The following is a 20,932-nucleotide window of genomic DNA, read 5'->3' as shown; positions in this document are numbered from 1 at the left end:
TATGACTACTGTTCCACTCTATAATGCCACATTAAAACAAAAAAAGGCAAGTTAGATTTGCCTTTTCTTTTGAATTGTTGGTTTATTTATCGATAACACCTTTTGCAATCAAGTTAGCAACATAGGTATCCAATGCTTCAAGCATTTCTGCATGGGTTTGCGCTTGGTTAATCGCTACTTTGACTTTTGCTGCACGAGGAGCTCCCTTTAAATAGTAAGCCGCATGTTGACGGAATTCCAAAGTACCAATTTTTTCACCTTTCAACGCTATTAAACGTGCTAAATGTAGTTTAGCTGTTGTGATTTTTTCCACTGGGTGAGGTTCTTCAAGTAATTCACCCGTTTCTAAATAGTGTTTTGTCCGATAAATCATCCAAGGATTCCCTAAAGCAGCTCGTCCAATCATCACACCGTCGCAGCCAACGTAGTCGAGCATACGTTTAGCGTCTTCTGGTGTTCGCACATCACCGTTTCCCATAAAAGGAATTGTCAGTTGCTGCTTAACATCTTTTAATACATCCCAATTAGCTTTACCCTCGTACATTTGCACACGCGTACGACCATGCATTGCAACTGCTGCAGCTCCAGCGCTCTCAGCAGCCTTTGCATTTTCAACCGCAAAGACGTGTTCGTCATCCCAGCCAATACGCATTTTTACGGTCACTGGGATCTTAACCGCACCAGCGACAGCTTCTACCATTTCATACACCTTATTCGGATCTAGTAACCACCGTGCACCAGCTTCAGCTTTGATGACTTTATTGACTGGACACCCCATATTAATATCGATAATATCAGCAGTCGTATGCGCCTCAACGAATTGTGCGGCTTCGACTAAATTTTCTTTGTTTCCACCAAAAATCTGTAAACTCAACGGATGCTCTGTCTCATCAATATATAGCATATCTAAAGTCTTTTTGTTTCGTTGCTTAATCCCTTTATCACTAATCATTTCGCAGACAACTAAGCCTGCACCAAATTCTTTCACTGTGACACGGAACGCTGAATTACTGATACCCGCCATTGGAGCAACAACGACACGATTGGGTATCTCAACATTACCTATTTTCCACAAAATGACGTCCCCCTACTAATTCTTCGCTTGATCAATAAGCTCAGTCAATTCATCAATAGTATAAAAATACTTCTCGCCACAGAAATGACAAACTGCTTCCGCACCTTCATCTTCATCAATCATTGATTGCAATTCACTTTCACCTAATGTGATCATCGCTGAAGCAAATTTATCTTTCGAACAATTACAAAAGAACTGTACAGGCATCGTTTCAAGGATTTCAACATTTTCTTCACCTAATAAGCGATAAAGAATATTTTCCGGTGTTTCACCTGAATCAAGTAATTTAGATACCATCGGAATATCAGCGATTCGACGCTCAATTTCAGAAATAGTCTCTTCTGATGCACCAGGCATAACTTGAATCATAAAACCTCCTGCTGCTTTCACTTTGTCGTCATTCTCATTGTCAACGAGTACACTCAACCCGACAGCAGAAGGGACTTGTTCAGAGTTTGCTAAATAATAAGTAAAGTCTTCTGCTAATTCACCAGATACTAAAGGAACCTGACCTGTAAATGGCTCTTTTAATCCTAAATCTTTAATGACTGTTAAACTACCTTCAGTTCCAACTGCTCCACGGACATCAATTTTCCCAACGGCATTAGCAGGTAAATTTACTTGAGCATTTTGGACGTAGCCTTTTACATTTCCTTTAGCATCTGCGTCAACAACAATCGCTCCTAAAGGGCCATTACCTTGAACTTTAATGGTTAGTTTTTCATTATTCTTGTGCATCGCACCTAACATTAGAGAAGCACTTAATGTTCTCCCTAAAGCTGCAGTTGCTGCACGCCATGTATCATGACGTTGTTGCGCTTCAGCCACTACTTGTGTTGAACGAACAGCCATCGCTCGAATTTCACCATTGTAACATAATGCTTTTACTAAATAATCTGTCATTTATTTACTCATTCCTTTACTTATATAATCGAATTAACCCGAAAAAAAGTGGGCTATACTTTCGTATATCCCACTTATCATAACTTATTTTGGTTAACTACCACAAATCTTTTTACTCAGATTCGTCTTTTTTAACCTCATCAGATGTTTTATCGAAATCACGTGCTAACTCTTGATCTTCTTGAGTTAATTCTTTTTTCGCTTCATCTTCATCTTGTTTTTCTGTTTCTTGCTTTTCAGCATCTCTTTTTTCTAAAGCTTCTTTTGATTCTTCGAAAGAAGCAGCTTTTTCACTTGGAAATTCTTCCTTGCGATTATTAGCTGGCATAACGCCTTCTTCAAAGAGTGACTTAATGGCACGAGCATCTAATGTTTCATACTCTAACAGTGCTTCCGCAATTAACTTATGTTGTGCACGGTGTGCTTCGATGATTTCATGTGCTTTTTGATGAGCACTCATTAAAATCTTACGTACTTCTTCATCAATTTGGAAAGCCACTTGGTCTGAGTAAGTTTTTGTTTGGCCATAATCACGACCAACAAAGACTTGGTGATTACCTTCATATTGAACTGGTCCTAATAAATCACTCATACCATATTCTGTTACCATAGATCGTGCTAAACGTGTTGCTTGCTCGAAGTCATTACTTGCTCCCGTTGATTGTGAGTCAAAAATAATTTCCTCAGCAACACGTCCACCTAAAAGTCCCACAATTTGTTCAAACATTTCTGTTTTGGTCATCAAGAAGCGGTCTTCTTTAGGTAAAGCAATCATGTATCCTCCAGCACGGCCACGTGGGATAATTGTTACTTTATGTACCACACGTGCATCACTCAAGACTAGTCCACAGATAGTATGTCCCGCTTCATGGTAAGCAACCATGTCACGCTCTTGTTTACTAATCACGCGATCTTTCTTAGCAGGACCAGCAATGACTCGGTCTTGCGCTTCATCAATATCAGATGCGTCAATTTTGTTTTTATTTCGACGTGCAGCAACTAAAGCTGCCTCATTTAAGACGTTTTCTAAATCAGCACCCGCAAAACCAGGTGTTTGTTGTGCAACAACTTTTAAATCAACATCGTCAGCTAATGGTTTATTACGTGAATGCACTTTAAGAATTTGTTCACGACCTTTAACATCTGGTGTCCCAACTAAAATTTGACGGTCAAAACGTCCAGGACGTAATAACGCAGGGTCAAGTACATCTGAACGGTTAGTTGCGGCAATGACAATAACACCTTCATTCCCACTAAAGCCATCCATTTCTACAAGCAACTGGTTAAGGGTTTGTTCACGTTCATCATGTCCTCCACCCATACCAGCGCCACGTTGACGACCAACCGCATCAATTTCATCAATAAAGATAATCGCAGGTGCTGCTTTTTTAGCATTTTCAAACAAGTCACGTACACGACTTGCACCAACACCGACAAACATCTCAACAAAATCTGATCCAGAGATTGAGAAGAATGGTACACCCGCTTCTCCAGCTACAGCTTTCGCTAATAATGTTTTACCAGTTCCTGGAGGGCCTTCTAGTAACACTCCAGCTGGAATTCTTGCACCTAAAGCGACGAATCGACGTGGATCTTTCAAGAATTCAACAACTTCAACCAATTCTTGTTTCTCTTCTTCCGCACCAGCGACATCAGAAAAACGAACTTTAATGGTTTTTTTGTCAGTTTCTTTTGTTTTGGTTTTACCAAAGTTCATAACACGCCCATTGCCACCACCTTGACCGCCTTGACCCATCATCATATAGAAGAGGAATACTAGGAAAATCATTGGTAAGAAGCTAAAGAGTAATGACATCCACATACCACTATTCGATTGTTCTTTCACCACAAATTTTGCGTTAGCATCTTTAGCAGTTTCTGTAATATTGCCAATAGTCGAATCGTTTGGCAAGACCATTGTTGTAAATCGTTTTGACTTCACCTTAGTGCTGCCAAATACAGGTAAGCCACCTGAATCAGCGACTTTTTGATCATCATAGTACTCACCAGTAATCTTATAAACACCATTTGCTGGTTGTACAGAAAACTCTTTGACCTTATCGTCTTTTAACTGTTGATAAAATGTTGAATAATTAATGTTAGGCGATTGATCGCCACCTTGGCCAAAAAAGAAATACACAATCATAATCATTGATAAAAATACGATGATATAATATAGGGAATTCTTCATGCCTGAATTCTTCTTATTCATACATGTCCTCCTTTGTCTATTGTTTTATAGTAGATACATAATTTATAAGCAGATTCATTGGATTAAGCATTCTCGTAAATTTCAGGTTTTAAGACGCCAATATATGGTAAATTACGATAGCTTTCAGCATAGTCTAGACCATAGCCAACCACAAATTCATTTGGTACATCAAAGCCCACATAATCAGCTTCCATTTCAACCACACGACCTTCTGGTTTGTCTAACATTGTCACAATTTTAACGGATGCTGCTTTACGATGTTTTAACATATCAACTAAATATTTTAATGTACGACCACTATCAATGATGTCCTCCACTAAAATGATATGACGTCCTTCAACGTTCGTATCCAAATCTTTAAGAATACGCACCTCACCTGACGACACAGTGGCACTACCATAACTTGATACATCCATAAAATCCATTTCAAGATGGATATTGATGGCACGTGTTAAATCGGCTAAAAAAGGGACAGCTCCTTTTAATACACCAACAACAAGTGGGTTTTTACCAGCATAATCGGCACTAATTTGAGCACCAAGAGCAGTAACACGTTCATTTAGTTGTTCTTTTGAATAAAATACTTTTTCTATGTCTTTTTCTAACATTAGGTTCTCCTTCCAAACTTACTTATCTAACTGACAACAGTAGACAAGCTTATATTGTATTTTAGCAGTTTCAGACTGAATACTCAAATAAGATTCCTTGAACGGAACAAGCCAAATTAGGCGTCCGGATAAAGTTGTAATGACCCAGCTTTTTTCCCGTAAATCACTAGGGATTTTTTCATCAATAAAATAACGAGCAACTTTTTTTGATTGGCCTAACGCGTTGAAAATCAGCCGATCACCGGCTTGTCGTTTCCGAACAATCACTTCATCAGCTATTTCTTGAGGAATGGTCAATTCTAATTTCTGCCATTTAGCATACTCTGCTGGGATAACGACTGAATCCTCCGCAAAAAAACCGAGCCACTCACTTGAAGTTAATCGTCTTCCACTATTCAGTTTAACATTAAATGATGAAGATTTGATAAATAGTTGTGACTTTTTTTGATAAATTTTAGCTTCAGTATAAGCACGTTGGCACACCCACTCATTTTTAAGGAGAATTGTGTGATTTGGTTTATCCGAAAGTAATAATTGACGCAATGACACCTCAACTTGTTGACTGACAACGATACCCGCTTGAATCAATTCAATGACTAGTTTTTGGCTAATGACATATTGAAAACTAGCCGATAATGCTTGAAATTCTGAAACGTTGATTATCCAACTCATAGAATCAGTCTGTACAATACTAGCATAGATAGGCTGTATTAGCTCTTCAACCACATCATAATAAGCTTGTACTTCTTCTCCTAAATGAATAAAATGTTGCACAGCTTGAGGATTCTCGTTAGCTAATGCTGGCAAATAATTATGCCGAACGCGATTACGAAAATAAGTTGTTGTCCGATTACTTTCATCTTCAAAATAAGGAATATCGTGTAGCTGTGCATACGCATATAAGTCACTTTTGGATACGGTCAATAAAGGACGAACTAACTTTCCTGAATAAAAGGAGCGTGTTTGCTGAATTCCCATCAAATAAGGTAAACGGTAACCCGAAATTAAGCGCATTAGAATAGTTTCAGCCTGGTCACCTTCATGATGAGCGGTTAAAACAACTGAGTAGCCTGCCATCTCCATTATTTGTTGCATAAATTCATAACGGACTTGTCGTGCCGCTTGCTCAACATTTTCTGTAATAATAGTTCCAGCATGCCATTCTTTTAAATAAAATGGAAGCCCATGCTGTTCACAAAATAGTTGGACCGCATGGGCTTCATCATCAGATTCGGTACGCAACTTATGATTAATATGTGCCACACCAATTATTGGCCGTTCTCCTTCTGGTAACTGGAGTAGTAACTCTAACAAAACCATTGAATCTACGCCGCCAGATACAGCAACTAATACAAGGGTATCAGACTGCCACCAATGATATTTGTTATTTTGTTGCATGAGGTGCTTCACTAACATCACGTTTCTCTCCTTATCTCTTAAAATAAGAAAAAAGGATAAGTTTCCTTATCCTTTTTGGTTTATTAACTACGACGTCCGCCTCGACCACCGCGTTTGCCTTCAGTACTACGTTTTAATGTACTTAAACGATCATCACTATCTTTTAAGAATGAGCTCATCAATGTATCGAAACTTTCTTTTTTCGGTGGAGCTACTGGTTTACGATTCGTTGAGCCACGGTCAGATTTTTGATAATTATTTTTCTTAAAATCTTTTTTGAAGTCTTTTTTGAATTCTCTTTTGCGTTCTGGTCTTTCTGGCTGCGCTTCTTCATTGGCACGCTTAATTGACAAACCAATCTTTCCGTCATCACCAACAGACATAACTTTTACCTCTACTTCATCGCCGACACTTAATACATCATGAATGTCTTTAACAAAGCTATTCGATACTTCACTGATGTGAACTAATCCTGTTTTGCCTTCACCTAACTCAACAAATGCACCAAAATTGGTAATTCCTGAAACTTTCCCAGGTAATTTTACCCCTACTTCAATTGACATAAAAAATATTTTCCTCCTTGAGCCTTCTTAAAATATATATTTTTATTTGTTACCGCTAGTTTGGGTGGAACTATTTAATTCAGGGATACTATAGACTTGCTCCCCTTCTTTAGAATAAAAGTATTTCGCACGAGCAATTTTCGCCACATAATCGTCATCATGAAGCAAGTCGACTTCATTCGCTAACTCATCACGTTTACTCATTACTTGTTTATTTTCTTGTGTCACTTGCACTTTTGTCTCCTGTAAAGCTAATAAGCGTTGACTATTTTTAAATAGATTAAAACCAATTAACAAAAAGACGATAAAGGCTACGACAAACATGATACCCAAGCGACGTCGTTTAAACAAAACATTGTCAGTTACTTTAGCCGTTTCGGTTTTAGCAACTTCTAAACTAGGGGCTTGTTCTTTAGTGTAGGTTAAGAATCTTTGCTTTTTTTTCATTGATTTTAAAACTCCATTCGCTTTTCAAAGATAACTAATTATACCAATTCCGTTCAGTATTGTCTATTTTATTCTAACTTTTCATAACCAGCTTCGAAGGTTTCACTAATAATTTCGTACAAATCTTTCGCTTCATCTTTTTTCGTCGTTTCTTTTAAATCTAAAACTTTAACTTCTAAAGTCTTATTACCAAATAATAATTTAATAGTATCACCTACTTTAACCGCAGTTGACGACTTCGCTAGTTGATTATTCACTTGAATACGTCCCTTGTCAGCAAATTCTTTCGCAACTGTTCGACGTTTGATAATACGTGATACTTTTAAAAATTTATCTAATCTCATCTTTTGTACCTTCCTAACGTTTTTTTAGTCTTTTGACTACTTTATCACCAAATGGTAAGAGTAGCCACTCTTCTTGTGTGAAAACTTTAAATCTTAGCAAACACATAAGGTAGCTAATAAAGCCAATTAGAACACCACCAAATGTTGCAAGTAGCGCTAAACTACGACTAGTACCGATTACTTGATTAATTAACAAACGATACCCAATTAAAACACAAAACATCACTAGTAGACTCACTAACAATTTACCTAAAGAATGCCCTCTGAACGAATCCTTCTTTGAGTCTCTTCTAAAATTTAATTGAAATAAGCCTAGACAAACGCCTAAACCGAGTAACGTACTTATACTAGATCCGATTGTTCCAAAGTGAAAAGTCAAAATTGGTGTGGCGATAATTTTAACGCCTAAGCCAATCATGGCAGAAATAAATTGACAGCGAATTTTGTTTTGACTTTGATAAATGGTTTGATATGACTGTATCATTGAGACAAAGAAAATAGCCAACACAAACCATTCCAATGTGACTTGACCAGCATTATCGCTAAATAAAGCTTGATTAATAAAAGGTAATACCATTGCTAGACCAACAGCTGCTGCACTCGAAATGACACGTGAAATTTTTAGATACGACGCAACTGTTTCGCGATAAACATCTTGCCCTTTTTCGAGATAATGCTTGGTTAAAACTGGTAAAAAAGTAGCAGTCATTGAAACCGCAACAACGAGACCGACTTGAACTAAAGGTTGCCCACGATCATAGACACCCTTGGCAATTTTCGCTGCCATACTATCAAAACCGCTTTCCTCTAGTGCTTTTAACACTGTGAAAGAATCAATTAATTGAAATAAAATCAGATAGGCACTAAACAAACAAAGCGCTCCACCTTGAACAAACAATTTCCGACCAAATGGCCAATCGAAATGAAATGGTGCTTTGGACCAATTCATCGTAAATTTCTCTTGCCGCCCATAGGCAACTAAAATGACTAACGCCACTAGACCACCAATGACTGATCCAAATGTCGCTAAATTTCCCACTTGGTAAACGGTCAATGATAAACGTAGATATAGGAAACCTGCACTGAGGATAATCACAACACGCACGCCTTGTTCAATTAATTGCGAAACAGCAGTCGGTTTCATTTCCATTTGTCCTTGATAAAATCCACGATAAGCAGATAATATCGGTACAAGTAGAAAAACATAGGAAACAGTTTTAATAACTGGTGTTAATTCGGTATCACCCATCTTGATAGCAATTAAAGAAGCCCCAAATTGTACTATTAGAAATAGCCCTAATGAGCCAATTCCCATAAACAATAAAAACTGGGTCATGACCTTTTGACGGTCAGCTTCTGTTCGACTACTAGCAATCAACTTCGATAGATAAACAGGCAATCCCGTTAAAGCTAAAGTCATCGCAATGCCGTAGAGCGGGTAAACTTGCTGATACACATAAAAACCTTCGTCACCAACTAAATTTTGAAAAGGTACTCGATAGACTGCACTTAAAATTTTAACAATAAATGACGTGACGGTTAAGACCAACGTTCCCCGTAACATACTTTTTTCTAAAGTTGACTGCTTATTCGTCATGCCGTTCACTTAGCGTTAAGTATTTTTGTTCACGCAATTCAGCAATGAACTGTGATAGTTCTTGAAGCCAGACAGCCTCCGTCATTTTTTTGTCAATTAATAAGTGAATTTGCATTTGTCCATCATTTGGATTTAAATCAGCTTTTACGTTGGTTTTAGCCAATGCCTTAAAGAGTTGCTCAACATGATATGTCTTACTACCTTCCTTGCTTAGCGTCACTGTTAATTTGTGTTGCTGTTTTTGAACCTTTTCCACTAACGCAAAATCGGCATTCATCTTGATTAAACCAATTGTCAATAAATTAGCGACTTCATCTGGGTATTCACCAAACCGGTCCAGTAAGTCACTCTCTAATTCATCAAACATCTCTTGATGATCTAACTGACGAATTCGTTTATAAATCTCAATCTTTTGACGTTCATCTTCAATATAATCACCTGGAATATACGCATCAATACCCAAATCAATTTCAGCCACTGTTTTTGTGTCTTGTTGGGTTTTACCTTGCTTACGATTAACCGCTTCAGTTAGCATTTGTGTGTACATATCAAATCCAACCGAATCAATGAAGCCATGTTGTTGTGATCCTAATAAATTTCCTGCACCACGGATGGATAAATCACGCATAGCAATTTTAAATCCTGAGCCTAATTCTGTAAAATCTTTAATTGCTTGGAGTCGCTTCTCACTCACTTCATTTAGAATCTTTTGTGCTTCATACATGAAATAAGCATAAGCCACACGGTTACTTCGCCCCACGCGACCACGTAACTGGTAAAGTTGTGATAATCCCATGTGATCAGCATTTTCAACAAATAATGTATTGACATTGGGAATATCAACCCCTGTTTCAATAATCGTTGTTGTGACTAAAATGTCGTATTCACGATTGATAAATTCCATCAAGACATTTTCTAATTGAACTTCAGTTAACTGACCATGAGCGTAGGCAATTCGTGCATCTGGTACAACGGCTTGGATTTCTTCGACTTTTTGTTCAATCGTTTCCACACGATTGTATAAATAGAATACCTGACCACCTCGAGCTAATTCACGCTCGCAAGCTTCACGTACCGCTCCCAGATTTTTCTCCATCACATATGTTTGAACCGGGTAACGATTAGCCGGTGGTGTTTCAATGACTGATAAGTCACGAACACCCAACATCGACATATGTAGAGTGCGTGGAATCGGAGTTGCTGTTAGTGTTAAGACATCAACTTGTGATTTCAGCTGTTTTAAGCGCTCTTTATGCTTCACACCAAATCGTTGTTCCTCATCAATAACCAAAAGGCCTAAATCAAGGAATTCAATATCTTTTGATAAGACTCGATGTGTCCCGACAACAATATCGATTTTTCCTTGTTTCAATCCATCTAAGGTTTCTTTTTGTTGTTTCTTTGTTCTAAAACGGCTTAACATACCAATGTTAACGGGAAAATCAGCAAAACGTTCTTGCATTGTATCGTAATGTTGTTGTGCCAAAATTGTAGTAGGAACAAGAATCGCTACTTGTTTACCATCACGAACCGCTTTAAAAGCTGCTCGTAACGCAACTTCTGTTTTACCATAACCAACATCACCAACTAATAAGCGGTCCATTGGTCGTTCACGTTCCATATCACGCTTAATTTCTTGGATACTTCTTAATTGATCATCTGTTTCTGAATAAGGGAAAGCATCATCAAATTCTCGCTGATAATCATCATCTGGCGAAAAGGCATATCCGTTTTCCGCTTCACGTTCTGCATACAGTTTAATTAAATCATCCGCAATGTCTTCCACTTTGGCGGATACTTTATTTTTTGTCTTAATCCATTCAGCGCCACCTAGTTTATTGACTTTAGGTGTTTTGGATTCGGACGAAACATACTTCTGAATCATATCTAGCTGAGTGACAGGAATGAATAACTTATCATTGTTACGATAAACAATAGTCATGTAGTCTTGATGGACACCACCACTATAGAGAGTTTCCATTCCAACATACTGCCCAATACCATGATTCATGTGGACCACAAAATCTCCAGGTTTTAGTTCATTATAATCTTTTAGGCGTTCAGCATTCGACATTGTCTGTTTACGCGCACGTTTCTTGGATTTGACATGCAAAATTTCTTTTTCAATCACAACAACTAGTTTTTCCTCAGGTAGTTCAAATCCGGAGTCGAGTTGACCAACTTGAATTTGAGTTTGCCCAATTAATAACTCATGATTATTCGCAACAACTACGGACACTTCTAAATCAATTAGGAGTTTCTCTAAAACTTTTGCCCGCTCAACTGACTCTGCTAACACAATAACAGTCTGATTCTGTTTATGCCACCTGTCTAGTTCTGTCTTCAAAAGTGCCATTTGACCAAAAAATTGTTGCATCGGTCGATACTGGAAAGCATGAATTGCTTGAAACTTCAAGTTACCCATACCTTTTTGAAAGAGTGAAAAGTAGGTTTTACTTTGTTTTAAGTCCCGGACAATACTTCTGAAGTCACCACCAAGGGTCTCGGTCTCAAACAAGACATTAGCAGCTAATTTTTCGGTAATCCATTCGCCTTCTTCACGAATTAATTCCCGTTCAGCCTCTAATAAGCGACTATAATCATCAATTAAGACTGTATCATTCGCGCCCAGATAGTCAGCTAAAAAGTAAGTTTCTTCATATAATATGTCACTGTACATGGTCACTTCATTCGTTGGGTGTCCTTGCGTCCATTCACTTATCTGATAGTCACTAGCAGCCGAGACCACGGCTTTCTGATCGTTATCTAAAGTCGGTAATCGCTTAGCCACAAGAGCTTGCAGTTTAGCGGCACCATTCGCTAGTTGCTCAGAAGTAAAAATATCTAGTTGTGCCGGTGTAATTTGTACCTGAGAAATTGTTTCTAGTGAGCGTTGTGTATTCACATCAAAGTACCGTAAGGATTCAACTTCATCATCAAATAAATCAATCCGGATTGGATAATCACTCGTTAATGGATAAATATCAACAATACTTCCGCGAATACTAAACTCACCTGGTTTGCCAATCATTTGCTGACGTTCATAACCTAGCAAAACTAATTTTTCCGGTAAAGCAACCAAATCAAGGGTATCTCTTTCTTGAATGGTCAACACACTGTCCATGAATAGCTCAGGCTTAGGTAGAAAACGACGAAAACCTGCTAATGAGGTTACGATAATACCTGGCTGATCAGTTGTTAAAAAAGCTAAAGTATTTAAACGTTCCGCACGTGCCTCTGGTGAAGCAAATGACATTTCAACAGCTGCTACTTCATCAATAGGAAAAAAATGCAAATAATCCTCATCAATCACGTGTTGCAAATCATCAACTAACCGTGTGGCATAATATAAATTAGGCGCCACAATCAGCACTTTTCGCTGTTGTTGGACTAGTGCGGCCATCAATAGACTCTTTGCTGAGCCGGATAGACCTGTGACCAGTTGTGTCGTTGCAAGGCGCGTTTGTCCTAGCCAATCGGCAACAAGTGGACTTTTAATTAAGTGATTCATTAATCCTGGATTTTGATACACTTTAATGGCTCCTTTCTTTATAACTTATGACTTTTTCCGATTAAATTGATTCATCGTATCAACAAATGTCTGACCATCTAGCCAGAACTGAATAGCATCAACCGCTAAATTAACAGCTGCTAGCATCTCTTCATGCGTCTCTTTAGGAAAAGTACTTAATACATAAGATACCACTTCCTCAGAGCGACTTGGCCGATCAATCCCAACCTTGATTCGATTAAATTCTTGTGTTCCAAAATGGGAAATTAAACTTTTAATACCATTGTGACCGCCAGCACTACCTTTTTGGCGCAAACGAATGCGCCCAATGGATAAGTCAAGATCATCATAAACGACGACAACGTCTTCCACTGGGATATTATAATAAGTCATTAATGGACGAATCGAACGTCCAGATTCATTCATATAAGTTAATGGTTTAGCTAATATTATTTTTTCACCTTTATAAAAAAATTCAGCTGTATCCGCTTCAAATTGTGTTTTATTAAACTCGATTTTTTCTCGGTAAGCTAATTCGTCTAAGGTAATAAATCCCACATTGTGCTTTGTTCCACGGTATTTAGCCCCTGGATTGCCTAAACCTACTATTAATTTCACGTCACTAATCTCCAATTCTTATAGTCATTTTTTCATATCTAAACGACAAAATATCTACACGTCGTAGTGAACGTCTAGATTTCTTTATAATTATGACATCTTTTAGTGAATATTTCTAGCAATTAAGCAAAATCAACTCAGTTTCCCTGAGTCAAAAAAACTAATGCACGATTTTTTTCACATAATTATCATGTTTAATTTGTCAAAAATCCGTTTTTTTTAGCTGAAATAACTCCAAATAAATCTTTTTAACTGTTTAAATCCTTTATTTATAGACTTTTCAAAACAAAAGTTAATTTTCTGTAACTTTACCGATGACAGTTACATTTGTGAATGTTATAATTATTGTAACAAATCAATTTAAAGGAGCGAGTATACATATGTCATTTAAAGATTCTAAACACCAAAAAGTTGTAATAATAGGTAATGGTGCGGTTGGTTCAAGTTATGCTTTTGCGCTAGTCACTCAAGATATTGCCCAAGAAATTGGTATTATTGATATTGCTGTAGAAAAAGCTGAAGGTGATGCACTAGATTTATCTCATGCCCTAGCCTTTACCTCTCCTAAGAAAATTTATGCTGCTGAATACTCTGACTGTTCTGATGCTGATATCGTTGTAATTACAGCTGGTGCAGCTCAAAAACCCGGTGAAACACGTTTAGACCTAGTACACAAAAACTTAAGTATCTTTAAAGGAATCGTTGGTAGCATTGTTGATTCTGGCTTTAACGGTATCTTCTTAGTTGCAAGTAACCCTGTAGATATCTTAACTTATGCTACTTGGAAATTCTCTGGCTTCCCTCAACATAAAGTACTTGGTAGCGGAACATCTTTAGACTCTGCTCGTTTCCGTCAAACAATCGCTGAGTTAGTTGAAGTGGATGCACGTAATGTCCATGCTTATATTTTAGGTGAACATGGTGATACAGAATTCCCTGCTTGGTCACATGCTAATATTGCTGGCTTGAAGATTGCTGACTGGGTAGCTGACCATCCAGAAGTCGATGAAGAAGAACTTGTTAATATGTTCTTTAAAGTACGTGATGCTGCTTATACCATTATAAGCAAAAAAGGGGCTACTTTCTACGGTATTGCCGTTGCCTTAGCACGTATCACAAAAGCTATTTTAAATGATGAGGATGCTGTATTACCATTATCTGTTTATTTAACTGGTCAATATGGATTAGATGATATGTATATCGGTGCACCTGCCATTATTAATGCAAATGGTGTGAAAAGTGTTGTTGAAATCCCTCTAACTGATGCTGAAAATGAAAAATTCGCTTACTCTGCTGCTAAATTAAGAGAAGTAATGGATGCTGCTTTTGAACAATTAGAAAAATAGTCATTCTCTAAACCAAATATTTTAAAAACACGTGTTAGCTAATCAATGGCTATCACGTGTTTTCATCTGTTATTAGCGTCGGACTGTTTGATGACAATCACTGATTAACAAGCGAGAATACTTGTTTTTATCTATGTATATGTTACAATATCGTTACAAAACGTTTGTAAAAGGAGCGCTTGCATGAAATCCAAATTATGGTTGTGGCTACCTGTTGCTATTGTCGTCGGAGTCTTTGCTTTTTATGCCTATCAAGTATCGGTTTTTCAAGATCATTTTTTTAATAAAACCACGATTGGCAGTGTAGATGTCGGACAATTAACTAAAGCTGAAGCAAAAGAAAAACTCGCAACACAATTAAAAAGCAAAAAATTTGATATTAAAGATAATCAAGACATCATCGAAAGTATTCCTAAGAATGAATTAGGTATTACTTATGAAATTGATAAAACAGTTGATCATCAAATGGCTCAACAAAATCCTTGGCTCTGGTTTATGACCTATTTGCCATCTGCAAAGACAGTTCATGCGATTGAATCAACAAGTACAGATGAAAAAGTCCTTGATCAAAAGATGGCGACTATCAAAGAAAAACTCACCAAGATAAATGAGTCACGTACACATACAACAGATGCTCAAATCGTGGCAAAAGATGGTGACTTTAGCATTGAAGATGAAGTACAAGGGACTGACATTAATATCGATGATGCTATCAAAGCTATCAAAAAAGATATTCAAGCTGGTAAGTCTGATATTGACTTAAACCAATTTGTCAAAAAACCGACCATCACTGCTTCCGATAAACAACTAACTGAGAGCCTCTCAGCAATTGAACAATTAACTGAAAAAGAAATCTCTTACTCAATTAATGGTGAAAAAATCATTGTACCAAAAGAGACGGTTGCAGAATGGGTGACCTACAAAGATGGTAAAGTTGACTTGAAAACAGATGTCGTCACTGCTTATGTCTCTGAATTAGGTCAAAAATATAATACTAGTACGAACCCAACTAATTTTAAAAGTACAAAACGTGGCGAAGTATCTGTGCCTGCTGGTGCTTATAGTTGGACGATTAATACCGATGCAGAAGCTGCTGAGTTAACCAAACAAATTCTTAGTGGAAAAGAAGTCGCTAATCGGGTTCCGTTATTCCAAGGTAGTGCTTCACCCGCATCATCACTGATTGGAAATACCTACATTGAAGTTGATTTACAAGCACAACACATGTGGTTGTACCAAGATGGTAAGGTGACCTTAGATACTCCAGTCATTACTGGTAAACCTAGCACACCAACACCACCTGGCGTGTTCTATGTTTGGAATAAAGAACGCGATGCCATTTTACGTGGTGAAGATTATGCAAGTCCTGTTGATTTCTGGATGCCGATTGATTGGACTGGTGTGGGAATTCATGACTCACCTTGGCAAAATGCCAATGCTTACGGTGGTACGTCGTATAAAACGGTTGGCTCACACGGTTGTATCAATACACCACCAGCTGTTTGTGCTAAATTATTTAGTTTAATTGATACTGGTATTCCAGTAGTTGTCTTTTAGATAGAGTTAACACTATAACCCCCCTCAGATGAGTAATTAATCTGAGGGGGGTTATTAATTTTTATATAGTCGCAAGATACCTTATTTAAGCAAATTTCGTCCAAATAGAATGTGAAATGATTGCGTCCAATCAATTCTTACGATGACTAACTTAACCACTTTTAGCAATTAATTTCTAGTCTGCATCTTCCATAAGCTTTTTCTGATAATCCCGCGAAATAGCCATAATAGCAATCATCGATTGAACAATTTCAGTTTCAAACGTGTTCTCTGTAAGTGATAACTTAATCTCTGACACTACCTCTTGTTCACGTTGCATATCCGTAACTGGTATCCCCTCTGCCTGCTTAATCCGACTAATTTCAGTCACACATTCATAGCGAGCAGCAAGTAATCTAACTAATTCTCGATCAATCGCATCAATTTTTTTTCGTGGTTCTGATAACATCTTAACTCCTCCTTTACCCTCTTAAATCTGACTAAAAAAGTTTTCTGCCGGTGTTTGAACCATCAAATAGTCTCCACCATAGGTAATAGTGTCTTTATTAATGATAATTAATTGACTATTCGGTTGTCGGTACTGAATCAGTCCGCTAAAAGGATAAACTTTCAATGACGTCCCAACTACGACAATCGTATCCGCCTGTTCAATCGCTAAAATTGATGCTTCAATCACATCTTGCGGTAAACTTTCTTCATACAATACAACATTTGGTCGAATTTGACCACCACAATTTTTATGTAGCGACGATTCCATGAATTCTTCTGCAGTGACTGACTCTCCACATTTTTGACAGTAGCAATCATACAAATTACCATGAAAATTAATTACCTTTGGACTACCAGCTTGTTGATGTAGTCCGTCAATATTTTGTGAAATAACTGTGACATCTTTTTCTTGAGCTAATTCAGCCATTTTCAGATGAATAATATTCGGTTTCGCTTTTGGATGATAGAGTTGTTTAACAAAGTCATAAAACTTTTCTGGTTCTTTAACTAAACAACTATGACTTAGTAGGTACTCTGGATTCTCTACCCCATGATAAACACCAGTCATTGAACGATAATCTGGAATTCCAGAAGGAACTGACACACCTGCACCAGTCATAAACACTAATTTCTTACTTTGTTGAATCAATTCTACTGCCGTTTTTTCCATTTTTATTTCCTCCTCATGATGTCCTCTACTTATTATCTTACTCCATAATAACCATTGGGACTACTCTCACTCAATCTTTTCTAGAAATTTTTTTGAAAATAGCATGACTTTTCAAAAATCGCATGCTATAATACTAGACAGAAGAAAAGAACAGAAAAATCTAGAGGTTGCGATAGTCAAGACTTTTTACTGAGTTTGAGGAAACGATGACGTAAAAATGAGGGGATATCGCCGAAACAATATTAGCATCCTTATCTAATGTTGTTGGGGTTATAGTGAATAACTATAACACTGTCTCAGTTGAACACTGAGTTGCGCTAGAGTTTTAATCGATGACTTTTTATTGTAATTAATAATAAAAACAAGGTTAAATCTTAAGAAGCAATGGTGTGCAACGACACCATTGCTTCTTTTTTTGTTTATAAAAAAGAAAGAGGAGAAAACATATGACGAACAAACGGACAATTACAATATTTTGGTCACTGGTATTATTTTTGAGCAGCTTTTTTTTACTAACTAATTTAGGTTATGCAGCAGACAAAGAAAAATTTACAGTTGGTATGGAAGCTGGCTACCCGCCTTTTAACTGGACTCAGAAGGATGACAGTAATGGTGCTGTGCCAATTCAGGGTTCAAAAGATTATGCAGGTGGGTATGATGTTAAAATCGCTCAAAAAATTGCTGATGATTTAGATAAAGAGTTGGTTATCTTTAAAACTGAATGGGACGGATTAGCCCCTGCTCTAACTTCCGGAAAAATCGATGCCATTATCGCAGGAATGTCGCCAACAGCTGAACGGAAAAAAAACAGTTGATTTTACCGATGTGTACTATAATTCTAACTTAGTGATGCTAGTCAATAGTGAAGGTAATTTTACGGATGCGAAAAGCCTAGCCGATTTTAAAGATGCTAAAATTACCGGTCAGTTAAACACGTTTCACTATTCAGTCATTGATCAAATTCCTGGTGTCAAAAAACAAACAGCCATGGATAACTTTCCTGCGATGCGTGTTGCACTAGAATCTGGAAAAATTGATGGCTATGTCACAGAACGGCCTGAAGGGGTAACCGCTCAAACTCTAAATCCTAAGTTTAAAATGATTGAATTTGAAGCAGGAAAAGGCTTTAACACTTCACCCGATGACACTGCGATTGCGATTGGTTTACGCTACAATGACCCAGATAAAGCCAAAATCAATCAACTATTAGCATCGATTTCCGCTGATGATCGCACCAAATTAATGGACCAAGCAATTAGTCAACAACCTAACATGGATGATAATGGTAGTGAACAAGATGAAGTTAACGAAGCTGATCAAGCAATTGTCGGACAAACTGAGAAAAAATCAAATGAACCCTGGGTTATTCGGATTGCTCGCGAAAATGGAAAAGCCTTCTTGCGTGGTGCCGGAACAACCTTACTTATTTCATTAGTTGGGACAATTGTTGGAACAATTATTGGTTTAGCCATTGGTATTTTTAGAACCTTGAAAAAACCAACAAATACTGTTGCTCGCTTTTTCAATAAATTATTAAATATTTTATTCTCAGTTTATATTGAGATTTTCCGTGGTACACCAATGATTGTGCAAGCGATGGTTATCTACTACGGATCTGCTCAAGCTTTTAATATTGATATTAATCCACTCGTTGCAGCCCTATTCATCGTGTCAATCAACACAGGAGCATATATGACGGAGATTATCCGAGGGGGCATCTATGCTGTTGATAAAGGACAATTTGAAGCTGCTGAAGCGATTGGGATGACACACGCGCAAACAATGTGGAATGTGGTCATTCCGCAAGTTTTTAGAAATACACTACCAGCTATTGGGAATGAGTTCGTTATTAATATAAAAGATACATCAGTCTTAAACGTTATTGCTGTGTCAGAGTTATACTTCCAAGCTAAAACAGTGGCGGGTAGTAACTTCCGATTCTTTGATACATTCTTTGTTGTCTGTGTGATTTACTTTGTTATGACATTTACAGTGACACGAATTTTACGTTACATTGAACGTCGAATTGATGGTAATGACAGTGGCTCACATATGTCTTATGCAAATCAAATGCAAGTTCAAGAAACCGAAAAGAGAGGTGCTTAATCATGGGTATTATTGACATTCAAGGGTTACAAAAAGACTATGGACAGCATCAAGTCCTAAAAGGGATTGATATATCCATTGAAAAAGGTGAAGTCGTCACTATTATCGGATCATCTGGTTCAGGAAAATCAACGCTATTGCGATGTATTAACTTACTAGAAGAACCAACGGCTGGTAAAATTTTATATCAAGGCGATAATATCTTAGAACCAGGTTATAACTTACCTCACTACCGTGCTCGTGTTGGAATGGTCTTCCAACAATTTAATTTATTTGAAAATCATAATATTTTAAATAATTGTGTCGTTGGTCAAGTTAAAGTACTCAATCGTCCTAAAGAAGAGGCCGAAAAAATTGCTTTAGAAAACTTACAAAAAGTTGGAATGGCCGATTTTATCCATGCTAAACCGTCTCAACTATCTGGTGGACAAAAACAACGAGTAGCCATTGCCCGAGCAATTTCAATGAATCCTGACGTGATGCTTTTTGACGAACCAACATCGGCATTAGATCCAGAGATGGTTGGGGAAGTCTTAAAAATTATGCGTGAATTAACGACAACAGGTTTAACGATGATTATCGTGACACATGAGATGAAATTTGCACAAGAGGTTTCAGATCGAGTTATTTTTATGGATCAAGGGGTTGTTGCTGAAGAAGGCAAACCTGAGCTAATCTTTAATCAGCCTAAAGAAGCTCGGACAAAAGAATTTTTACAACGTGTTTTAGATAACTAAACACATCATTAACACTTACAGGAATAAAAACCCAATCGATTTCTCGATTGGGTTTTTATTATCTCATAAATTATTTGTTATTTTATTATCTAGAAAATCGCGATATTTTTATTGATATTGATTATTTTTTATGTTGATACTGTCTTTATATCTTTTCTGTTTCTCTGAGATAAAGCCTCAATGATCAGTCAATTAAACAGTATCTTATTTTTATCCATTCATGACTAAATTCTTAATGGCTTTGATTGCAATGTTCATTAAGAAGAACGCTTGTTTCCATGTGGACAAGACATCTTTTTTCCAACAGAGTTATGCACATTAGAAAAGTTGGTTTAACAGTTTTAAACAGAGTTATACCCACTATCCACAGACTTATCCACAATTCAAGGTGGGGATAACCGCTTTTGCGCATAAAAAAACTAAAAAGGAGTTCCTTTTTAGTTTTTTATTTGTTTTATTAAAGTTATCCACGGGGATAAAAAATTAATTAGCCATCATTGATGTTAAAAATGTCACTAGACCTAAGACAATACCAGGTGCATTTGCTATCGCAAGTGGCCAATCTTTTTTCTTTTTCGTTAACCCATAACATACCCATAATGTACAGTTAATTGAAGCAACTAGTGGTTGTAAAAAATTTCCTGGTTCACCATTTAAATTCGACATAATCTGGGGAATATAGGCTACATACATCAAACAAGATGTTACTGTAGCTATCCAACCTAACACTGTTATTTTTTGTTCTGTCATT

The 20,932-nt window shown here is 37.2% G+C and carries 17 protein-coding genes, 1 pseudogene and 1 riboswitch; of the genes and pseudogenes, 4 read left to right on the top strand and 14 right to left on the bottom strand.

What is annotated here, in order from left to right; translation table 11 throughout:
- Nucleotides 1-82: 82 nt before the first annotated feature.
- The 11 genes from dusB to pth all read right to left on the bottom strand — a co-directional run bounded on the left by dusB (nt 83) and on the right by pth (nt 13,276).
- Nucleotides 83-1,024: a tRNA dihydrouridine synthase DusB gene (gene dusB / locus BW732_RS06795; RefSeq protein ID WP_237301611.1), complete on the bottom strand. Its 942-nt coding sequence runs from the start codon at nt 1,022-1,024 to the stop codon at nt 83-85.
- Nucleotides 1,025-1,090: 66 nt separating this feature from the next.
- Entirely contained in the window at nt 1,091-1,978 is an 888-nt protein-coding gene (gene hslO, locus BW732_RS06790) for an Hsp33 family molecular chaperone HslO (protein ID WP_077276045.1), read from the bottom strand.
- Between the two features lie 112 nt (nt 1,979-2,090).
- Nucleotides 2,091-4,190, bottom strand: coding sequence for an ATP-dependent zinc metalloprotease FtsH (gene ftsH / locus BW732_RS06785; protein ID WP_077276044.1), 2,100 nt, complete (start codon nt 4,188-4,190; stop codon nt 2,091-2,093).
- A 62-nt stretch (nt 4,191-4,252) separates the two neighbouring features.
- Nucleotides 4,253-4,798, bottom strand: a complete 546-nt coding sequence (hpt, locus tag BW732_RS06780; protein ID WP_077276043.1) for a hypoxanthine phosphoribosyltransferase — start codon at nt 4,796-4,798, stop codon at nt 4,253-4,255.
- 18 nt (nt 4,799-4,816) lie between these two features.
- Nucleotides 4,817-6,214, bottom strand: coding sequence for a tRNA lysidine(34) synthetase TilS (gene tilS, locus BW732_RS06775; protein WP_077276042.1), 1,398 nt, complete (start codon nt 6,212-6,214; stop codon nt 4,817-4,819).
- Nucleotides 6,215-6,279: 65 nt separating this feature from the next.
- Entirely contained in the window at nt 6,280-6,759 is a 480-nt protein-coding gene (locus tag BW732_RS06770; protein ID WP_077276041.1) for a S1 domain-containing RNA-binding protein, read from the bottom strand.
- Between the two features lie 42 nt (nt 6,760-6,801).
- Nucleotides 6,802-7,206, bottom strand: coding sequence for an FtsB family cell division protein (locus BW732_RS06765; RefSeq protein WP_077276040.1), 405 nt, complete (start codon nt 7,204-7,206; stop codon nt 6,802-6,804).
- A 68-nt stretch (nt 7,207-7,274) separates the two neighbouring features.
- Nucleotides 7,275-7,550 carry an RNA-binding S4 domain-containing protein gene (locus BW732_RS06760; protein ID WP_077276039.1) on the bottom strand — a complete coding sequence of 92 codons (276 nt, stop codon included), beginning with the start codon at nt 7,548-7,550 and terminating at the stop codon, nt 7,275-7,277.
- 13 nt (nt 7,551-7,563) lie between these two features.
- Nucleotides 7,564-9,147: a putative polysaccharide biosynthesis protein gene (locus BW732_RS06755; protein WP_077276038.1), complete on the bottom strand. Its 1,584-nt coding sequence runs from the start codon at nt 9,145-9,147 to the stop codon at nt 7,564-7,566.
- Nucleotides 9,137-12,658, bottom strand: coding sequence for a transcription-repair coupling factor (mfd, locus tag BW732_RS06750; RefSeq protein ID WP_077276880.1), 3,522 nt, complete (start codon nt 12,656-12,658; stop codon nt 9,137-9,139). Before mfd ends, BW732_RS06755 begins: the two co-directional genes overlap by 11 nt.
- 45 nt (nt 12,659-12,703) lie before the next feature.
- Nucleotides 12,704-13,276: an aminoacyl-tRNA hydrolase gene (gene pth, locus BW732_RS06745; RefSeq protein ID WP_077276037.1), complete on the bottom strand. Its 573-nt coding sequence runs from the start codon at nt 13,274-13,276 to the stop codon at nt 12,704-12,706.
- Nucleotides 13,277-13,656: 380 nt separating this feature from the next.
- On the opposite strand from pth, the gene BW732_RS06740 reads away from it, so the two are divergent.
- Both BW732_RS06740 and BW732_RS06735 read left to right on the top strand, forming a co-directional pair.
- Nucleotides 13,657-14,622: an L-lactate dehydrogenase gene (locus BW732_RS06740; RefSeq protein ID WP_077276036.1), complete on the top strand. Its 966-nt coding sequence runs from the start codon at nt 13,657-13,659 to the stop codon at nt 14,620-14,622.
- A gap of 183 nt (nt 14,623-14,805) precedes the next feature.
- Nucleotides 14,806-16,179, top strand: coding sequence for a L,D-transpeptidase family protein (locus tag BW732_RS06735; RefSeq protein ID WP_077276035.1), 1,374 nt, complete (start codon nt 14,806-14,808; stop codon nt 16,177-16,179).
- A 175-nt stretch (nt 16,180-16,354) separates the two neighbouring features.
- Here BW732_RS06735 and BW732_RS06730 read toward each other — a convergent pair whose 3' ends face one another.
- Both BW732_RS06730 and BW732_RS06725 read right to left on the bottom strand, forming a co-directional pair.
- Nucleotides 16,355-16,627 (bottom strand): chorismate mutase, encoded by a 273-nt coding sequence (locus BW732_RS06730; RefSeq protein WP_077276034.1) that lies wholly within the window; start codon nt 16,625-16,627, stop codon nt 16,355-16,357.
- 21 nt (nt 16,628-16,648) lie between these two features.
- Nucleotides 16,649-17,338: an NAD-dependent protein deacylase gene (locus BW732_RS06725; protein WP_077276033.1), complete on the bottom strand. Its 690-nt coding sequence runs from the start codon at nt 17,336-17,338 to the stop codon at nt 16,649-16,651.
- 153 nt (nt 17,339-17,491) lie between these two features.
- Nucleotides 17,492-17,666: riboswitch (Lysine riboswitch) on the top strand.
- Nucleotides 17,667-17,784: 118 nt separating this feature from the next.
- On the opposite strand from BW732_RS06725, the pseudogene BW732_RS06720 reads away from it, so the two are divergent.
- Both BW732_RS06720 and BW732_RS06715 read left to right on the top strand, forming a co-directional pair.
- Nucleotides 17,785-19,444: pseudogene (locus tag BW732_RS06720) on the top strand (ABC transporter permease subunit).
- On the top strand, nt 19,444-20,181 hold the full coding sequence (locus BW732_RS06715) for an amino acid ABC transporter ATP-binding protein (protein WP_269466363.1): 738 nt from the start codon (nt 19,444-19,446) through the stop codon (nt 20,179-20,181). The pseudogene BW732_RS06720 and the gene BW732_RS06715 overlap by 1 nt, the downstream one beginning before the upstream one ends.
- Nucleotides 20,182-20,664: 483 nt before the next feature.
- Here the strand turns inward: BW732_RS06715 and BW732_RS06710 are convergent, their stop codons facing one another.
- The gene (locus BW732_RS06710) at nt 20,665-20,931 is read right to left on the bottom strand and encodes a SemiSWEET family transporter (protein WP_077276031.1); all 267 of its coding nucleotides are present in this window, start codon (nt 20,929-20,931) and stop codon (nt 20,665-20,667) included.
- Between the last annotated feature and the right edge of the window lies 1 nt (nt 20,932).

Origin of the sequence: Vagococcus penaei, from assembly GCF_001998885.1 — a bacterium.
GTDB classification, from domain to species: domain Bacteria; phylum Bacillota; class Bacilli; order Lactobacillales; family Vagococcaceae; genus Vagococcus; species Vagococcus penaei.
This window is presented reverse-complemented; position numbering and strand designations above follow the sequence as displayed.